The sequence below is a fragment of the Actinomadura macrotermitis genome (assembly GCF_009604375.1).
Classification (GTDB): domain Bacteria; phylum Actinomycetota; class Actinomycetes; order Streptosporangiales; family Streptosporangiaceae; genus Spirillospora; species Spirillospora macrotermitis.
In genome coordinates this window covers 2520015-2535852 of sequence record NZ_WEGH01000001.1, presented here as the reverse complement: position 1 = coordinate 2535852, position 15838 = coordinate 2520015, and the positions used below count along the sequence as shown (strand labels likewise).

Annotated in this window: 17 protein-coding genes and 2 rRNA genes; 12 read left to right on the top strand and 7 right to left on the bottom strand. The window is 73.4% G+C overall.

The annotated features are described in order from the left end of the window. The 4 genes from ACRB68_RS11730 to ACRB68_RS40485 all read left to right on the top strand — a co-directional run. Positions 1-235, top strand: a 23S ribosomal RNA gene (locus ACRB68_RS11730); the annotation flags it as partial. A gap of 145 nt (positions 236-380) precedes the next feature. After that, positions 381-497, top strand: a 5S ribosomal RNA gene (gene rrf, locus ACRB68_RS11725). Positions 498-502: 5 nt separating this feature from the next. Further along, positions 503-706: a transposase family protein gene (locus tag ACRB68_RS42800; RefSeq protein ID WP_407924283.1), complete on the top strand. Its 204-nt coding sequence runs from the start codon at positions 503-505 to the stop codon at positions 704-706. Between the two features lie 231 nt (positions 707-937). Further along, positions 938-1345: a hypothetical protein gene (locus tag ACRB68_RS40485; protein ID WP_207709627.1), complete on the top strand. Its 408-nt coding sequence runs from the start codon at positions 938-940 to the stop codon at positions 1343-1345. A 313-nt stretch (positions 1346-1658) separates the two neighbouring features. Here ACRB68_RS40485 and ACRB68_RS11715 read toward each other — a convergent pair whose 3' ends face one another. Continuing rightward, the gene (locus ACRB68_RS11715; protein ID WP_153532083.1) at positions 1659-2504 is read right to left on the bottom strand and encodes a class I SAM-dependent methyltransferase; all 846 of its coding nucleotides are present in this window, start codon (positions 2502-2504) and stop codon (positions 1659-1661) included. Between the two features lie 329 nt (positions 2505-2833). Next, positions 2834-3169, bottom strand: a complete 336-nt coding sequence (locus ACRB68_RS11710) for a hypothetical protein (protein WP_153532082.1) — start codon at positions 3167-3169, stop codon at positions 2834-2836. A 1042-nt stretch (positions 3170-4211) separates the two neighbouring features. On the opposite strand from ACRB68_RS11710, the gene ACRB68_RS42455 reads away from it, so the two are divergent. Then, a complete protein-coding gene (locus ACRB68_RS42455; RefSeq protein ID WP_153532081.1) occupies positions 4212-4547 on the top strand; it encodes a helix-turn-helix domain-containing protein in 336 nt (111 codons plus the stop codon). A gap of 3 nt (positions 4548-4550) precedes the next feature. On the opposite strand, the gene ACRB68_RS11700 is transcribed toward ACRB68_RS42455, so the two are convergent. From ACRB68_RS11700 to ACRB68_RS11690, 3 genes are all read right to left on the bottom strand, one after another. Then, on the bottom strand, positions 4551-5138 hold the full coding sequence (locus ACRB68_RS11700; protein WP_153532080.1) for a ClpP family protease: 588 nt from the start codon (positions 5136-5138) through the stop codon (positions 4551-4553). Then, positions 5135-5755: a ClpP family protease gene (locus tag ACRB68_RS11695; RefSeq protein ID WP_153532079.1), complete on the bottom strand. Its 621-nt coding sequence runs from the start codon at positions 5753-5755 to the stop codon at positions 5135-5137. Before ACRB68_RS11695 ends, ACRB68_RS11700 begins: the two co-directional genes overlap by 4 nt. Before the next feature lie 61 nt (positions 5756-5816). Continuing rightward, the gene (locus ACRB68_RS11690) at positions 5817-6206 is read right to left on the bottom strand and encodes a hypothetical protein (RefSeq protein WP_153532078.1); all 390 of its coding nucleotides are present in this window, start codon (positions 6204-6206) and stop codon (positions 5817-5819) included. A 200-nt stretch (positions 6207-6406) separates the two neighbouring features. Here ACRB68_RS11690 and ACRB68_RS11685 point away from each other — a divergent pair, with 200 nt between their 5' ends. From ACRB68_RS11685 to thpR, 5 genes are all read left to right on the top strand, one after another. After that, positions 6407-6631 (top strand): helix-turn-helix domain-containing protein, encoded by a 225-nt coding sequence (locus ACRB68_RS11685; RefSeq protein WP_153532077.1) that lies wholly within the window; start codon positions 6407-6409, stop codon positions 6629-6631. Further along, complete coding sequence (locus tag ACRB68_RS11680) at positions 6628-7131, top strand: Clp protease N-terminal domain-containing protein (RefSeq protein WP_153532076.1); 504 nt, start codon at positions 6628-6630, stop codon at positions 7129-7131. The genes ACRB68_RS11685 and ACRB68_RS11680 overlap by 4 nt, the downstream gene beginning before the upstream one ends. Before the next feature lie 186 nt (positions 7132-7317). Then, the gene (locus tag ACRB68_RS11675) at positions 7318-7782 is read left to right on the top strand and encodes a MarR family winged helix-turn-helix transcriptional regulator (protein ID WP_153532075.1); all 465 of its coding nucleotides are present in this window, start codon (positions 7318-7320) and stop codon (positions 7780-7782) included. Between the two features lie 11 nt (positions 7783-7793). Further along, the gene (locus tag ACRB68_RS11670) at positions 7794-9002 is read left to right on the top strand and encodes an MFS transporter (protein WP_153532074.1); all 1209 of its coding nucleotides are present in this window, start codon (positions 7794-7796) and stop codon (positions 9000-9002) included. 52 nt (positions 9003-9054) lie between these two features. After that, complete coding sequence (gene thpR / locus ACRB68_RS11665; protein ID WP_153532073.1) at positions 9055-9618, top strand: RNA 2',3'-cyclic phosphodiesterase; 564 nt, start codon at positions 9055-9057, stop codon at positions 9616-9618. A 21-nt stretch (positions 9619-9639) separates the two neighbouring features. Here the strand turns inward: thpR and ACRB68_RS11660 are convergent, their stop codons facing one another. Together ACRB68_RS11660 and ACRB68_RS11655 are read right to left on the bottom strand one after the other, a co-directional pair. Next, a complete protein-coding gene (locus ACRB68_RS11660) occupies positions 9640-11646 on the bottom strand; it encodes a hypothetical protein (protein WP_153532570.1) in 2007 nt (668 codons plus the stop codon). A gap of 108 nt (positions 11647-11754) precedes the next feature. Next, the gene (locus tag ACRB68_RS11655) at positions 11755-12753 is read right to left on the bottom strand and encodes a hypothetical protein (protein WP_153532072.1); all 999 of its coding nucleotides are present in this window, start codon (positions 12751-12753) and stop codon (positions 11755-11757) included. Positions 12754-13127: 374 nt separating this feature from the next. On the opposite strand from ACRB68_RS11655, the gene ACRB68_RS11650 reads away from it, so the two are divergent. Both ACRB68_RS11650 and ACRB68_RS11645 read left to right on the top strand, forming a co-directional pair. Continuing rightward, positions 13128-14831 (top strand): hypothetical protein, encoded by a 1704-nt coding sequence (locus ACRB68_RS11650; protein WP_153532071.1) that lies wholly within the window; start codon positions 13128-13130, stop codon positions 14829-14831. 70 nt (positions 14832-14901) lie between these two features. After that, on the top strand, positions 14902-15828 hold the full coding sequence (locus tag ACRB68_RS11645; protein ID WP_153532070.1) for a class II glutamine amidotransferase: 927 nt from the start codon (positions 14902-14904) through the stop codon (positions 15826-15828). Positions 15829-15838: the final 10 nt, after the last annotated feature.

Below are 15838 nucleotides of genomic sequence, written 5' to 3'. Positions count from 1 at the left end.
GACGGACGAACCTCTGGTGTGCCAGTTGTCCCGCCAGGGGCACGGCTGGTTGGCTACGTTCGGTAGGGATAACCGCTGAAAGCATCTAAGCGGGAAGCCTGCCTCAAGATGAGTTCTCCCTCCCACTTTCGGGTGGGGTAAGGCCCCCAGCAGACCACTGGGTTGATAGGCCGGAGATGGAAGCGCGGTAACGTGTGGAGTCGACCGGTACTAATAGGCCGAGCGGCTTGAACACAACCTAGCAAGATGATCGAGCTGCGTATTTGTTCGCGTCCCTGTGCGGTTCCCAGGAAACAACCGGGAACCCGCTATAATTAGATACCGAGCCTTAGCGTTCGGACGAGACTTGCCCGCCCTGGATAAGGGTGTGGTGTTGATCGTTCGGTGGTTTTGGCGAAGGGGAAACACCCGGTCCCATCCCGAACCCGGAAGTTAAGCCCTTCAGCGCCGATGGTACTGCACGGGGGACCGTGTGGGAGAGTAGGACACCGCCGGACTCATATTGGAAAGGGCCCCGCCATTTGGCGGGGCCCTTTCGCATTTCCCAGGCCTGGCGGAGCACCTGGAACAGGTGCCGGACCCGCGGGATCGGCGCGGCGTCCGCCATAGCCTGGCGTCGTTGTCAATGGCGGCTGTGGTGGCGGTGCCGGCCGGAGCGACATCGTTCACCGCGGACGGCGAATGGGGCGCGGACGCGTCGCCATAGGTTCTGGCCGCTCTGGGCGTCCGCCGTGGTCCGCTGACCCGGCAGTTCGCGCCGCCCGGCGAGGCCACCATTCGGCGCGTTCTGGAAGCAGCAGACGCCGGTGCGCTGAATGCTGCCGTCGGGGCCTGGCTGGATACGCGGCTGCGGGCCGCCGGCCAGGCAGCAGAACACGCGCGGCGCCCCCCTGACGGGCAGTCGCGGTGGACGGCAAGGCGGTGCGGGGCACCCGTCATGCCAGCGGCGGGTCGGCCGGTACACCTGCTGGCCGCCCTCGATCAGCGCTGTGGTGTTGCGCTCGGCCAGGCCGGAGTGGAGGGCAAGGCCACCGAGACCACCCGGTTCGCGCCGCTGCTGGAGCCGCTGGACCTGGCCCGGCGCGTTATCACCGCCGCCGCGCTGCCCACCCAGCGCGAGTACGCCGAGTTCCCTGCCACCGGCAAGGGGACCCATGACGTCCTGGTGGTCAAGAAGAACCAGCCGGGCCCGTACGCCCAGGTCAAGTACCTGCCCTGGCGGCGCAGCCCGGTCGCCGCCCGCCAGCACAACCGGGCCATGGCCGCCAGGAGCACCGCACCCTCAAGGCCGCGGCCGTCGCCGCCGGGCTCGGCTTTCCGCACGCCGCCCAGGCCATCTGCCTGACCCGCCAGCGCCGGCCGCTGGACGACGAGAAGTGGCGGATCCTCACCGTCTACGCCATCACAGGCCTGGACACCCACCAGGCAACCCCCGCCCAGTTCGCCGCCACCGGCAGACGGCCGGGCACACCAAGCATCGCCGTCGCCCGCCACCACCATGCCCGGGACGCCTCCCGAATCCTCGGACTGCGCCCAGCATGAATGAAACGGCCATGACGCGACCACGCCGAGGCCCTGGAGGTTGCTGTACTCCTCTGCCGTACCTTCACCGCCCGGCCCTCGAAGGGGGTGAGGCCGCCGGAGGTGGCTGCGTTCGCTCAGGTGACCCGCGCGGTCACCAGGGTCTCGAAGGTATAGGGCCGCAGCCCATCGGTACGGCCGGCGAAGTACCGCTGCTGGAGGTCTGCACGTGCGGGATGGTCCACGACCTTGAGCCCGCACCGGCTGATCAGCCTCTCGATCTCGATCACCGGCCAGCCGGGCTGAAGAGGCTCGCCGACAGAAGCCGCGATCGGCGCGTAGATCCGGGCGAATTCCGCCCCCACGTCGTCCAGCACACGGTCTTCGGCCCGGTAGGAGAACACCACCTCAGAGCCGGGAGCGGCCGCCGCGATCGTGCGCAGCATCGACTCGATCGCCTGCGCCGTCAGATAGGGAGCGACACCCGTCCAGCAGAACATCGCCGGCCGCGCCCAGTCGAACCCGGCCGCGCCCAGAACATCCCGAAGCGGTTCGGCCTCGAAATCGACCGGCACGAACACCTGCGAGTCGCTGAGCGGCAGGCCGAGCTCCCTGACCCGCTCGAGCTTCCAGGCCTGGGAAGCAGGGTGATCGACTTCGAACACCGTCAGCGGGCCGAGCAGATCCGGCCGCCGCCACGCGAACGAGTCGAGCCCCGCGCCAAGGATCACGTACTGCGTGAAGGCGCCGGCGGCCAGCCGGTCCTCGGCGTACCGGCCGCGGGTGCAGACAGCCGTGCGGGACTCGCGACGGACCGGGCCGGGGAACAGCGGATCGAACCGGTCGCGCAGCTCCCGCCATACCGGGCCGACGAGCACCAGGGCCAGCACATCGTCCAGTACCCACGGCGACGCCGTCTCCAGGCGAAACAATCCACGCGACACGGCCGCGAACATCGCCGTCCTGCTCGACGCGCTCTCCATGCGTTCCTCCTCGCGGCCAGAACCCGCGCGCCCACTCTGCGCACTTCACAGGATGCGCCTGAAACGCCCTGGCGGCCACGGCCAGATCGCCTGCCGCCACGTTCTGCTCGCCCTCGGGAGCCTCCAAAACGGCCGGGCACACCACCATCACAGCTCCCTTTTCAGGCACCGTGCCCGAGCAGCAGCCGGCCGATCCGGATGCCGAGCCTTACGTGCGCCTCCTGGCCGATCCCGCCGTGTCCATGTGCGAGGCCGGGGACCGGGCAGAGCCCGCTTCCCGCCTGGCCGCGGCGGTTCGTCGACCAGGCGGTCCGGTCATGTGCGGAGTACTACAGCTCGATCGACACGCATGCCGCCTTGACCCAGCCGACGTAGGTGAGGCGCACCCAGTAGTTGGAGTAGGAGCCGCAGGCCGTGTAGAAGCCGCCGACGGTCTGGCTGCAACTGGACGAGGTCAGCTGCCCCTGGACCATGTTGCCGACCTTCGTGCTCGAGGTGCTGGTGCTCTGGTAGATCGGGGTGTTGCCGTACAGGGCCCGGGCGTAGCAGGTGGCGGCGGCCTGCGCGGGCGCGGCCGCCTGAGCCACACCGCTGGTGAGCACCACCGGGGAGAAGAGGCCGCCGGCCATCAGCGCGGCCTTCATGAGGGTGGACGTCTTGAACATGGTCACTCCCGTGAACCAAGAGACGATCTTCTGTCATCGCTCAGCCAACCGCACCCCGCATAACCCTGGCGTGACCAACTATCGGCCCCTGCCTCGCTCGTTCCAGCCGTCCTTCGGGCCGCCGGGGGGGCTTTCCGGCGCATCGCCACCTGGTGTGCCGGTGCCCGCCGATCGCACACCCCCGGACCCGGGAAGGGCCGCCGGGCCGGTCCCGAAGTGATCATGTGTGGGTCGTACCGGGAAGCACCGTGATCGGCTTCCCCACGGCCGGTCCGGCCGCCGTGACCGGGCTCCGGACGGATCTGCCGGCGCAGGTCGCCGTGATGGACGCGCCAGTGCTGGGCAGCATCGATGACGCCGAGCATGGACATCTCTCATGCCATCGATCTCATTCTCGGCGAGAGGCTGGATGACGGGGTTCCTCTCGCCGTCATGTGTTCCCACTGCCTTGATCTGGCCGACCAGGTTCCGGGGTTACGGTCTGAGGCTTTGGCTCTTCAGGTCGCGGAAACGCCGAGCTCGCTTGGAGCGGCATGCCCTGGGGTGCTGGGTGCGTCCGGATCCGAACCCCGGGCCGGTGGTGCCGGTGAACCGATCGCAGGTCTGGCCGGCGCCGATGCCGCCGGATTCGGTGGGCTGGACCACACCGCGGTCCTCGGCCACCTCCTGGAGGCCGAGGGCCCGTCATGTCCGTCCAGGCAGTGGTGTTCGATCTGGACGGCACCCTGTCTGCGGCCTCCGCGGTTCCGCCCTGTCCACCGGCGAGCTGATCGCGGTCTGGCAGCTCGGCTCTACGCCTGTCGTCCTGCCCCACTCCCTGGGCCGGAGCGTCACTTCCGGTGATCTGGAGTGCTTCCAGGACCGTGTCGCCGCCGCGGTCGGGTCGGCCCGGCCGTTCCCGGGCTGCTGCGCACGCTGCGCGCCTCCGGCAGAGGCCTCGCGGTGTTCACCGGCGACGTCCCCGCCGTGCTTTGGCGCGGCGTGGTTCTGCGGTGGGCGGAAGGTGTGGTGTGCGTGCGCGGCGGGGGGTTACCGTGTGCGCATGGCTGAGATCGTTCGCCCCATCAGGCCTGCCGACGGACCGACCGCGCCGCGCCGGACGGCGGAGCCGTTGTGGCGCGACGCGGTCGGCCGGTGCCTGCGCCGGCTGCGTCAGGAGCGCGGCGAGATCCTGGCGGAGACCGCCCGGCGGGCCGGCGTCTCCCCGCAGTACCTGTCGGAGATGGAGCGCGGGGTGAAGGAGCCGTCGAGCGAGATGATCGCGGCGGTGGCGGGCGCCCTGGACCTGACCCTGGCCGATCTGACGCTCGCGGTCGCGGCGGACCTGGCCGTGTCCGCCAGGTCCGCGGGGCCGACCGCCTACGCGCTGGCCGCGTAGGCGCTACCGCTCCTCGAGGACGTGGTCGACGAGGCCGTAGTCCTGCGCCGCCCGTGCGGTGAAGACCCGGTCGCGGTCGGTGTCGGCGCGCAGCGTCGCGGTGTCCTGCCCGGTGTGCCGGGACAGGATGCGTTCGATGTCGGCGCGGACGCGGACGACCTCGTCCGCCTGGAGGATGAGGTCCGGGATCGCCCCGCGGCCCTGCCCGATCGGCTGGTGCAGGACGATGCGGGTGTGGGGCAGCGCGGAGCGCTTGCCGGGGGCGCCCGCGGCCAGGAGCACCGCGCCGACCGCGACGGCCTGGCCCACGCACGTCGTCGCGACCTGCGGGCGGATGTAGCGCAGCGTGTCGTACACGGCGAGCATCGCGCTCGGGTCTCCGCCTTCGCAGTTGATGTACAGCTGGATGTCGCGGTCGGGGCTGTCGGCCTCCAGGTGGAGCAGCTGCGCGACGAGGGCGTTGGCGACGCCCGCGTCGATGGCGGTGCCGAGGTAGATGATCCGCTCGGTCAGCAGGTGCGAGTAGACGTCCATGATCCGCTCGCCGCGGGAGTGCTGGGCGATGACGTTCGGGATCGTGTAGGTGCTCATCGGCCGGCCCCCGCGAGTCCCACGGGGCGCTGCCGGCGGGGCGGCACGACCTCGTCGTAGGCGCTGACGATCGCGTCGACGAACCCGTACTCCAGGGCCTCGCGTGCGGTGTACCAGCGGTCGTGCAGCGAGTCCTCGAAGATCCGCTCGATGGGCTGGCCGGTGTCCTCGGCGATGAGCCCGAGCACGGTGTCGCGGGTGTGGCGCAGGTCGTTGGCCTGCAGCTCGATGTCGACGGCGGCGCCGCCGATGCCGGCGGAGCCCTGGTGCATCAGCACGCGGGCGTGCGGCAGCGCGCGGCGCTTGCCGGGGGTGCCCGACGACAGCAGGAACTGGCCGGCGCTGTAGGCGATGCCGAGCACCACCGTGGCCACGTCGCACGGGATGAGCCGCATGACGTCGCGGATGGCCAGCATCGACGGCACCGATCCGCCGGGGGAGTGGATCCACAGCGCGATGTCGGCCGCGGCGTCCTCTCCCGCCAGGGTGAGCAGCTGCGTCGCGAGCAGGGTGCCGTTGTCGTCGTCGAGCACGCCGTCCAGCACGAGGACGCGCTGCCGGTAGAGCTCGTCCCGCATCCGTTCGTTGAACATGGGTGGCCTGTGTTCTTCGCTCATGCCTTCACTCTGGGCGGTCGCGCGCACCGGTCACAGCCCGATCCGCCCTCGGCGGATCCGCTCAGAGCAGCGGGGCGCGGCGGACGAGGACGGCGACGCCGGCCAGGGCGAGGGCGGACAGGCCCTGGACCACGGCGTACCAGGCCGGGCAGAGGCCGGGGATCAGGTCCACGCCGATGATCGCGATCGGCAGGACGACGGAGAGGGTGCGCAGCCGGTCGAGGGCCTTGGCCGACCCCTGGGCGGCGCGGACGGCGAACCGGTGGAGCGGGAAGGCCGCCAGGAACAGGATCGTGCCCCGGATCCACATGAACGGACTGGCCTCGTGGCCGGTGAGCGCCATCACCGCGACGATGCCGAGGACGATGGCGCCGATGGCGCCGAAGAGCGCGATGTACTTGTGCACGGTGCCGAACGCGTCGCGGGTGTCGTCGAGGTTCGCCGTCGTCATGGTCCTTCTCCTTGCTCGTCGTTGTGTCCATGACGTTATTGATCTCCGGACCGGCCCGGTATGGAGCTGCCCGTACGGGAGGGTGGGTCTGGACCCACTCCCGGCCCCGTGGGTTCAGTGGGTGTTCATTTTCCTTGACCAGGGGGCGCTTCCTGTGGATATGCATTGACGCTGCGCGGAGTGTCAAGCACAATTGACGCATGGATGAGCTGACCGAGGTGCCGTCCCCGCAGGACCCGGCCACGGCGCTGGCCGCCGTGGTGGCGCTGCGCAGGCTGGCCGACCGGCTGGAGCGCGCGGCCGTCGCGCGGGCCGTCGGCCAGGGGTGGAGCTGGGCCGAGGTCGCCCAGGCGCTCGGCATCACCCGGCAGGCGGCACACCAGCGGCACGCCCGTGCGCTGGCCGAGGACACGGAGGACCGATGAGACTCTCGCGCGCGCTGCAGGACGTGCAGACGATGAACACGCTGCTGAACGGGGCGGAGGAGCTGGCGCTGGCGGCCGGGGAGGCGCTGCCGGGGGCCGAGCACCTGCTGCTCGCGGCGCTGGCGCTGCCCGACGGGTCCGCGCGGCGGGCGTTCGAGCGGGTGGGGGCCGACCCGGCGGGGCTGCGTCCCGCGATCGCCCGGGTGCACGCCGACGCGCTGGCGTCGGTCGGGGTGCGGGTCGCGGACGAGCCGGCGCTGGACGCCGCGGTCGCCCGGAACCGCTCGCCCAAGCGGGGCGTGATGCGCACGTCCGCGCCGGCGCAGGAGGCGTTCCAGGCGGCGACCAAGCAGGCCAAGGCCCGCAAGGGGAAGCTGGCCGGTGCGGACATCGTGGCGGCCGTCGCCGCGCAGCGGCACGGCACCGCTGCGCGCGCGCTGCGGGCCATGGGGGTGGACGCGGAAGCCCTGGCGGAGGCGGCGCGCGCCGAAGCGGGGTGACGAGGGCGGGGTAGGTCGCCGCCTCGCGGGCGGCCGTTCCAGTGTCCCTGAGGGGCGGCCGGAGGGTGCGTGGGACGATGGGGGCCTGAACTACGAGGGGAAGGGTGAAGTCGCGCCGCTGACGATCTGGTGGAATAGGGACCGCCCGGATATCGTTAGCAAAAGCAATGACTTCTGCGAACGAACATGACCACGCCACCGACTCCCGGCCACGCGGCGCCCCCGGCCGTGGCCGAGGAGCTGCGCATCGCGATCGCGCGGCTGTCGCGCCGGCTGCGCACGCTGAGGCCGTCCGGCCCCGGAGACGAGCCCGCCCCGCTCTCCCTCACCCAGTTCGCCGCGCTCGCCGCGATCGAGCGGCACGGCTCGATGACCCCGAGGGAACTGGCCGACCACGAGAAGGTGCAGCCGCCCTCGATGACCCGGGTGCTCGCCCATCTGGAGGAGCGCGGGCTGGTGGCGCGCAGCCCGCATCCGACCGACGGCCGGCAGGTGCGGCTGGCGGCGACGGCGGCGGGGTCGGCGCTGCTGGCCGGGGAGCGCCGCCGCAAGGAGGCGTGGCTGGCGCAGCGGCTGCGCGAGCTGACGCCGCAGGAGCGGGAGATCCTGCGGCGGGCGGCACCGATCCTGGACAAGATCAGCAAGGCCTGAGCGGGGGCGGGATGTTCCGGTCGCTGCGCAACCGGAACTACCGCCTCTACGCCGCCGGGCAGGTCGTCTCCAACACCGGCACCTGGATGCAGCGGGTCGCGCAGGACTGGCTCGTGCTGGAGCTCGCGCACGGCAGCGGGACGGCCCTCGGCCTCACCACCGGGCTGCAGTTCCTGCCGCTGCTGCTGTTCGGGCTGTGGGGCGGGGTGATCGCCGACCGCTACCCCAAGCGCCGGGTGCTGATGATCACCCAGGTGTCGATGGGCGTGCTCGCCCTCATCCTCGGCGTGCTGGCCGTCACCGGCACCGCGCAGGTCTGGCACGTGTACGTGCTGGCGTTCGGGCTCGGCCTGGCCACCGTGGTGGACAACCCGACCCGGCAGTCGTTCGTGGTCGAGATGGTCGGCCGCCGCGACCTGCCCAACGCGATCGCGCTGAACAGCGCCACGTTCAACGGCGCCCGGCTGCTCGGGCCCGCCGTCGCCGGGGTGCTGATCGCGCTGATCGGGACCGGGCCGGTGTTCCTGGTGAACGCCGCCTCGTTCGGCGCGGTGCTGATCGGGCTGCAGGCGATGCGCGCCGGCGAGCTGAACGAGAGCGAGCCGGTCAAGCGCGCCAAGGGGCAGCTGCGCGAGGGGCTGCGCTACGTCCGGGGACGCCGGGACCTGGTCCTGGTCCTGGTGCTCGTCGGCTTCGTCGCCACGTTCGGGATGAACTTCCAGATGACGACCGCGCTGGTGGCGCGGCAGGTCTTCCACACCGGCGCGTCCTCGTTCGGGCTCGCCTCCAGCATGCTGGCGGTCGGCGCGTTCACCGGCGCGCTGCTCGCGGCGCGGCGGGTCGCGCGGCCCCGGCTGCGGCTGATGCTCGGCGCGGCGCTGCTGTTCGGGCTGCTGGAGATCGCCACCGGGCTGATGCCGGCGTACTGGGCGTTCCTGGTGCTGCTGGTGCCCACCGGGATCGCGCTGATGACCTTCACCACGGCCGCCAACGCCACGATGCAGCTCGGCGTCGCACCGGAGATGCGCGGCCGGGTGATGGGCCTGTACATGTTCGTGTTCCTCGGCACCAACCCGCTCGGCGCGCCGATGGTCGGCTGGATGGCCGAGCGGTTCGGGCCGCGGCTCAGCATCGTGGTCGGCGGCGTGGTCGCCGTCGCGGTCGCGGCGGTGATCGCCGCGATCGCGGCGCGGACCAGGCCGGCCGAGCGAAGTGCGTGACAAGGGCCGGTTTCGGCTGAAAAGCTGGTCAGGTGTCACACCGGACGTTCCGATGAGGCTGTTCGTGGCGATCGTCCCGCCACCGGACGTCCTCGACGGGCTCGACGAGTTCGTCGCCCCCTACCAGGCCGACTGGCCCGATCTGCGCTGGGTGCGCCGCGACCTGCTGCACGTGACGCTCGCCTTCCTCGGCGAGGTCGACGGCGCGACGCTGGAACGCCTGCTGCCCCGTTTGGAACGTGCCGTCGCCCGCCATCCGCGGCTCACGCTGTCGCTGGCGGGCGTCGGCGCGTTCCCCGGCGTCGGCACGCACGCCCGGGTGCTGTGGACGGGCCTGTACGGCGACCGCCGCGAGCTGGCCCGGCTGGCCGCGTCCACGGCGGCGGCGGGGCGCCGCGCCGGGACGCCGCCGGACAAGCACCGCGGGTTCCGCCCGCACCTGACGATCGCGCGCAGCCGCCGCCCGCTCGACGTCCGGCCGCTCATGGAGCCGATGGCCTCCTACGCGGGCGGCCCGTGGACGACCACGACGGTCCACCTGATGTGCAGCCACCTGCCCGGCAAGGACCACCCCCAGCTCGAGTACGAGTCGCTGAAGAGCTGGACCTTGCACTGAGCACGGGGCACTGAGGACGGGTTAGAGCTCGGGCGGCGGGGGCGCGGGGCGGTCGGCGTCCGGCGGGCCCCAGGGGAGCCCGTGGCGCTCGCAGGCGCGGCGCAGCTCCTCCAGGTCCGGCGGGAACGGCACCCGCCGCGCGACCCGCCCCGAGGGCGCCCACACCACCAGCCGCGGCGTCCGGTCGGCCGAGTCGTCGATGCCGATGCCGCCGATCCGGTCGTGGGCCAGGTCCCACTCGACCCGGCCGCGCCGGGTGACGACGGCCAGGCCCGCGGCCGACACCTTCAGCTGGGCGCGGTCGCGGTCGTAGAGCCAGTAGCCGCCGAGCCCGGCCAGCAGCGCGACCGGCACCGTCCAGGAGGCGGCGCGGGAGAAGCCGCCGAGCTGCGGGCCGAGCCACACCGCGCCGAGCAGCGCGGCGGCCTGGCAGAGGAACACGCTGGTCAGGTAGGTGGCGAACCGGGAGAGGCGGGTGGCGTCCAGCACCGTCCCCGGCGCCGACACCGGCGCGGGCGGCGCCTCGGGCGCGGGCACCGACAGCGTCGACACCGCCGAGTGGAACGCCGCCGACAGGTAGGCGTCGTACTCGGCGTCGTTGACCGGCAGGCCCGCGCGGCGGGCCGTCTCGCGCAGGTCGGTGCGGGCGATGCGCAGCGCCGACAGCGGCGCGGCGAAGAACTCGTCGCCGTCGGAGTCGTACAGCCGCACCCAGGCGTGCCCGGCGATGGTGAGCAGCTCGATCCCGCCGATGCGGTCCTGCGGCATCCGCAGCACCACGTCGCCGGCCGCGTCGGCCCAGCCGAGGCCGCCGTCGGCGACGACGAGCCGGCCGCCCGGCACCTGCCCGAAGATCTCCGGCAGGCCCTCCAGGCCGTACTCGGGGGTGCGCGGCGGCCGGGCGCCGGGGGTGACGACGCGGTGGCCGTGGTCGTCCAGCGCGTGCGCGAGCTGGAAGGCGTCCAGGCCGTGCGCGGGCAGCCGGGCGACCAGCCGCAGCCGGTGGTCGAACGCCAGCACCGCCAGGTCGGCGGGGCGCGGGCCGCCGGTGGCCGGGTCGGGGCGCAGGCCCGGGCCGACGACGAGCGCGGCGATCCCGGCGGCGGGCAGCACGGTCCCCTCGCGCGGGCCGGGGCGCGTCCGCACCCGCAGCTCCCCGGAGGCGATCGTCCATTCGGTCCGCACGGCCGGCAGCAGCCGGCGGCGCGCGGCGAGCACCCCGGTGATCGCGGCGAACGCCCAGCAGGCCGCGGCGAGCCGGGCCCCGAAGTCCGGCGCGCCGTCCAGCGCGATGCGCGCCACCATCGCCGTGCCGAGCAGCCCGGCCAGCGCGCCGGCCAGCGTGATCCGGCGGCGGCTCGGTACCGGCGCGGGGGAGGCGAGCACGAGCGGGTCGCCGTCCAGGCGGACGTCCTCGCGGGCCGGCTCGTGCGCGGCGGCCAGCAGCTCGGCCTCCTGGTCCAGCAGCCGCTTCTCGGCGGTGTGGTCGCGCGGCAGCGGGCCGACGCCGATGCCGGGGACGGGCGGCTCCTCGTCCAGCGCCGGGTCGAGCAGGTCGGCGGCGTCGCCGTCCAGCACGTGCACCGTGATGCCGAGCCGGCGGGCCGTCACGAACAGCGCGAGCGGCTCCATGCCGAGCGCGGCGAGCGGGCCCGCGGGGGTGCGGCCGAACCGGTGCAGCACGGTCAGCGCGCCGTCCCCGGTGGTGATCGCCAGCGCGTCGATCCGGGACCGCTCGTAGCGGACGATGTCCAGGCCGCCCGGCCCGATGTGGGCGAGGCCGTCCTCCGACAGCCGCCAGTACGGGCGGGTCCGCCGCCGCGCCGCCGGCAGCGCGCCGAGCGCCCACGGGAACGCCGCGGCCGCGGTGACCAGCGCCGCCCACAGCCATGCCGGGCGGAGCGGCAGCAGCGCCAGCGCGACGGCGAGCAGGGTGAACGGGCCCGCGGCGGCGGGGCGCCACCGCCCCGCTCGGCCGTGCAGGCCGGTCAGCTGCAGGCCGGTCAGCTCGTGCTCCACAGTCCGCATCCTCACACGGCTTCCGCCGGGCCCGTCGCCCGCTTGCGCGAACCGGCGGCGTCCCGCGGCGTCCTGCGGCGCTCGGGTGAGACGCTCATCGTTCTCCTGTCACATCCGTCACGAACGCCTTCGTACCACGCCGTATCCGATGACCGCGGCGATCGTCAGCGCCAGGAACAGGCCGACCCGGGCGCCGGAGGCGTCCCGGTGCTCTTTGCCGCCGCCCTTGTCGCCCGCGGTCCGCGGCGCGGTGGGCGGCGTCGGGCGCGCCCGCGCGGGCAGCGGCACCTGGTAGACGGGCTGGTCCACGCCTTCGGAGCCGACCAGCAGCGACTGCCCGTCGGCGGTGTAGGTGACCGACTCGCCCTGCTTCTGCGCGGGCAGCGCGACCGAGCCGAGCGAGTCGCCGGGCTTGCCGTCGGCGCCGAACGCGTAGACGCGGGCGCCGAAGTAGGTGCGGATGACGTAGCTGCGGCCGTCGGGCGCGAACGCGCCGTCGGTGGCGATCACCGGCGCCTCGCCGATCTTGCGCAGCTTGTTGAAGCCGCTCGTGCGCAGGGTGGCGGGCGCCTCGTACAGGGCGCCGTCGAACAGCTTGGAGGCGATGTAGAGCCGGTTGGTGCGCGGGTCGATCATCATGGTCTCGGCGTTGCGCGGGCCGTCGGCGTACTTGAACCGGAACCTGGTCGCGCGGATCGTCCGCGAGCGCAGCTCGGCGGGCTCGGGGATCCGGTAGACGGTCACGTACGGCCAGGCGCCGCCGAGGTTGTCGCCGATGTCGGCCACGTAGATCGCCGGGCGACCCTGCTCGTCGCGCCCGACGGCCATCGCCTCCCAGTCGCGGGCGGTGGCGCCGCCGAGCGTCAGCACGGCCCTGGTCCGGCCGTCCGGGCCGAGCGCGAAGACCTCCGGGCGGCCGCCGGAGTCGTTGTGGGTGTAGACCACGCCCGGGTGGCGGCGGCTGAGCGCGAGCCCGCTGGACTCGTCGATCCGCGGGTCGGAGACGGTGAACAGCACCCGGTCGCCGTCGCGTGTGGCCGAGGCGGCCGCCGCGGGCACCGGGACGAGCAGCGCGAAGGCGGCGAGGACGGCGACGGCGGGCGAACGCGGGAACATCCCCCGATCCTGCCCGATGGGCGTGCCGTTCACCCCGGCCGCGCTCAACGCAGCAGCGCGCCGATCACCACGGCCAGGACGAGCGCGGCGAGCACGGCGGGCAGCAGCCATTGGGGCGGGCGGTTCACGCTGTGAGCTTATTCGCCCGGGCGCGGCGCTCGGACCCGAGGGCTGTGGTGTGGATCTCGCTGTGGCGCGGATCTCATCGGGCGTGCCGGGCCGGGGCGTGCGGCCGGTTGCCAAGATCGCCGCGCTTTTCCGTCGCGCCGCCGGTAGCGCGCGCCGCGGGCGGCGGCGACGATGCGACTCCCTCCTGAGAAGGCCGGAGCGCGGACGGCATGCCGCGCTCGGGCCCGCCCCCCGTAAGGAGTCCCATGCTGGAGACAAGCCGCCGGCTCGCCCTCGGCGGGGCCGCCGCCGTGCTGGCCGCCGCGACGGGAGCGGCGCCCGCGTACGCCGCCGAGCGCACCGAGACGCCGGTCGCCTCCGGATCGCCCGTCACCGAGGTCGTCGAGTCGGCCGTCCGGGTGCGGATCCCGCTGCCGCCGTCGGCCGGGCCGCACCCCAAGGCCTGCGACTGGCTGTCCTACCTGCGCTTCCGGCACAAGGACGGGCCCGCCGCGTCGGCACGGGCCGACCGGATCCTCGTCGCCCAGCCCGGCGTGCTGGAAGGCGCCGGGGCCTTCGACAGCGTCGCCCGCAACACGGTCGCGCAGGCCGCCAGGAGCGGGAAGCACATCGAGTTCTGGGCGCTGGACCGGCGCTCCAACTGCCTGGAGGACAACACCGGCGTCCAGGCCGGTCTCGCCGCCCGCGACCCCCATGTCGCCGTCGACTACTACTACCGGCACAAGCGGGTGGACGGGCGCGCGTTCGCCGGCTATCTGGGCAACGACCAGGTGAAATGGCTGCAGAACGTCGGCCTGCGGCAGACCGTCCGCGACCAGTACGACCTGATGGCCGCCGAACTCCCCGACCAGACGGCGCGCAAGCACAAGATGATGTGCGGCGGGCACTCGCTCGGCGGCATCATCACCGGCTTCTTCGCCGAATGGGACTTCGACGGCGACCGCGCCACCACCGCCGACGCCGGCTACAACCAGTGCGCCGGCTACTTCGCCCTCGACACCCGCATCCGGGCGGGCGCGGACGGGCAGGTGCCCGCGGGCCTCGTCCCGCTGGTCAAGGCCGGTGCGGACGCGGTGCGGGCCGGGCTGGAGGCCGGGGTCGTCCCGCGCACGCTGTCGGGCCCCGCCCTGATCAACAGCGAGACCATGAACCTGCTGGCGATCGCGGGCCTGGCCGCCCGCGTCGCGCCGGCCGGCCCCTCCGACCTGGCCACCTACATCCCGGCGGGCTTCAACACCGACACCACCTACCGGCTGCTGTTCTCCAAGGACCTCGCGACGTTCGTCAAGGGCGCGCCGAAGGTGCAGGACTTCCGGTTCACCAACGCCGCCGCGCTCGGCGGGCTGCTGGACGACAACTCCCAGCCGCTCGCGTTCCTGCAGGCCAGCGTCGGGTTCTTCGACGGCGGCCGCATCGCCGACAAGGACTTCCCGCTCCCGAACGACCTGACCCGGGCCGGGATGCCGGTGCTGCGCGACCTGCTCGGCAAGGAGAGCAAGGCCATCCCGGACGAGCCGAACGGCCCCCGGTACGGGTGGCGCAACTACGACGACGTCGCCGGGCTGCCCTACAGGTCCAAGGACGGCACCCCGTTCACCGTCCCCGCCAGGGAGGTGACCGACATCGGCGAGCTCGCGCGCAGCCTCTCCGAGCACCCGCTGGACTTCACCGAGGACTACTTCCCGACGAGGCTGGTCACCGACATCGCGCTCGCCGCCTCGCCCGGCGTCGCGGACGGCGCGGTCCACACCGGCGGCATCGCCGCCAACCCCACGATCGACCTGGAGGCCGGCGACGGCCTCGGGCTGGGCGAGCCCCGGCCGGGCGACGTGATCGCCCCCGGCTACCAGCACCTGGACGTCCTCACCGCCGCCGCCGTCCAGAACGGCGGCCGGCCCGAGCCGATCTCGGTGAACCTCGCCCGCTTCGCCGTGACCGCGCGGCGCTGACCCGTCCTTCGCGCACCGTTCTTTGCACACGGGCGCGAACCGGCGCGGGGCGGACCGCATCTCATCGAGCATGTGCGGATTGTTCGGGCTGCTGCGGTCGCCCCTCGCCGGCCACCCGGGGCGGGCCTCCGGCGTGCTCGTCGCGCTCGGCGTCCTGGCCGAGGAGCGCGGCGACGACTCGGCCGGGATCGCGCTGCTCACCGGCCACGCGGTCGCGCCCGGGCGGGAGCGGCCCGCCGCCGGGACGACCGGTGAGCGGCACTCCGACATCAGCCACGACGGCTGCCGGATCGTCAAGGGCCGCGGCCGGTTCACCGGCGTCTGGCGGCCCGACCTGCTGCCGCTGCTGGACGCCGCGCCCGTCGCGCTCGGGCACACCCGCTGGGCCACGCAGGGCTCGCCCGCCGAGCTCGTCAACGCCAGCCCGCTCGTCGTGCCGGGCACCGGCGCCGGGATCATCGCCACCCACAACGGCGACGTGGAGGCCGGCCTGCTGCGCGAGCGGTACGAGCTGCCCCCGCCCGCCGGGAGCACCGACAGCGAGACGGTGTTCCAGCTGCTCGCGCGCTGCGGGGGCACGCGCGACGTCACGGCGGTGCTGCGGTCGCTGGTCGGGCGGGCCGCGCTCGCCTGGGTGGACCGCGGCCGGCCCGGCGAGGTGCACCTCGCGCGCGCGGCGCTCAGCCCGCTCGCGGTCGCCGTCGACACCGAGGAGAACCTGTACTGGGCGTCCAACCCCGGCTGGTTCCGCCGGGTCGAGCAGGACACCGGGGTGCGGTTCGTCTCCGTGGACATGCTGCGCGAGGGCGGCTATCTGAAGATCGGGACCGGTGGGGTGCTGGCCCGCGCGGGGTTCACCCCCACCGCTCGCGACTGGGACCTGGACGGGCGGGTCTGGACGGGCTTCAGCGCCGCCGACGCCGCCCGCGACCGGGCGCTGCTGCGGCACCTGGTGCACGAGCCTGAACACGCGGCCGCCGGACCACGCGTGGCGTGATCCGGCGGCC

Bases quoted from the DNA above. Each gene is read 5' to 3' on its own strand.
- ACRB68_RS11675 (WP_153532075.1), top strand. From the start codon at position 7,318: ATGACCACGCCACCGACTCCCGGCCACGCGGCGCCCCCGGCCGTGGCC.
- ACRB68_RS11685 (WP_153532077.1), top strand. From the start codon at position 6,407: ATGGATGAGCTGACCGAGGTGCCGTCCCCGCAGGACCCGGCCACGGCG.
- ACRB68_RS11650 (WP_153532071.1), top strand. From the start codon at position 13,128: ATGCTGGAGACAAGCCGCCGGCTCGCCCTCGGCGGGGCCGCCGCCGTG.
- ACRB68_RS11695 (WP_153532079.1), bottom strand. From the start codon at position 5,755: ATGAGCGAAGAACACAGGCCACCCATGTTCAACGAACGGATGCGGGAC.
- ACRB68_RS11660 (WP_153532570.1), bottom strand. From the start codon at position 11,646: ATGCGGACTGTGGAGCACGAGCTGACCGGCCTGCAGCTGACCGGCCTG.
- ACRB68_RS11670 (WP_153532074.1), top strand. From the start codon at position 7,794: ATGTTCCGGTCGCTGCGCAACCGGAACTACCGCCTCTACGCCGCCGGG.
- ACRB68_RS40485 (WP_207709627.1), top strand. From the start codon at position 938: ATGCCAGCGGCGGGTCGGCCGGTACACCTGCTGGCCGCCCTCGATCAG.
- ACRB68_RS11700 (WP_153532080.1), bottom strand. From the start codon at position 5,138: ATGAGCACCTACACGATCCCGAACGTCATCGCCCAGCACTCCCGCGGC.
- ACRB68_RS11645 (WP_153532070.1), top strand. From the start codon at position 14,902: ATGTGCGGATTGTTCGGGCTGCTGCGGTCGCCCCTCGCCGGCCACCCG.
- ACRB68_RS11655 (WP_153532072.1), bottom strand. From the start codon at position 12,753: ATGTTCCCGCGTTCGCCCGCCGTCGCCGTCCTCGCCGCCTTCGCGCTG.
- ACRB68_RS11710 (WP_153532082.1), bottom strand. From the start codon at position 3,169: ATGTTCAAGACGTCCACCCTCATGAAGGCCGCGCTGATGGCCGGCGGC.
- ACRB68_RS11715 (WP_153532083.1), bottom strand. From the start codon at position 2,504: ATGGAGAGCGCGTCGAGCAGGACGGCGATGTTCGCGGCCGTGTCGCGT.
- ACRB68_RS11680 (WP_153532076.1), top strand. From the start codon at position 6,628: ATGAGACTCTCGCGCGCGCTGCAGGACGTGCAGACGATGAACACGCTG.
- ACRB68_RS42455 (WP_153532081.1), top strand. From the start codon at position 4,212: ATGGCTGAGATCGTTCGCCCCATCAGGCCTGCCGACGGACCGACCGCG.
- thpR (WP_153532073.1), top strand. From the start codon at position 9,055: ATGAGGCTGTTCGTGGCGATCGTCCCGCCACCGGACGTCCTCGACGGG.
- ACRB68_RS11690 (WP_153532078.1), bottom strand. From the start codon at position 6,206: ATGACGACGGCGAACCTCGACGACACCCGCGACGCGTTCGGCACCGTG.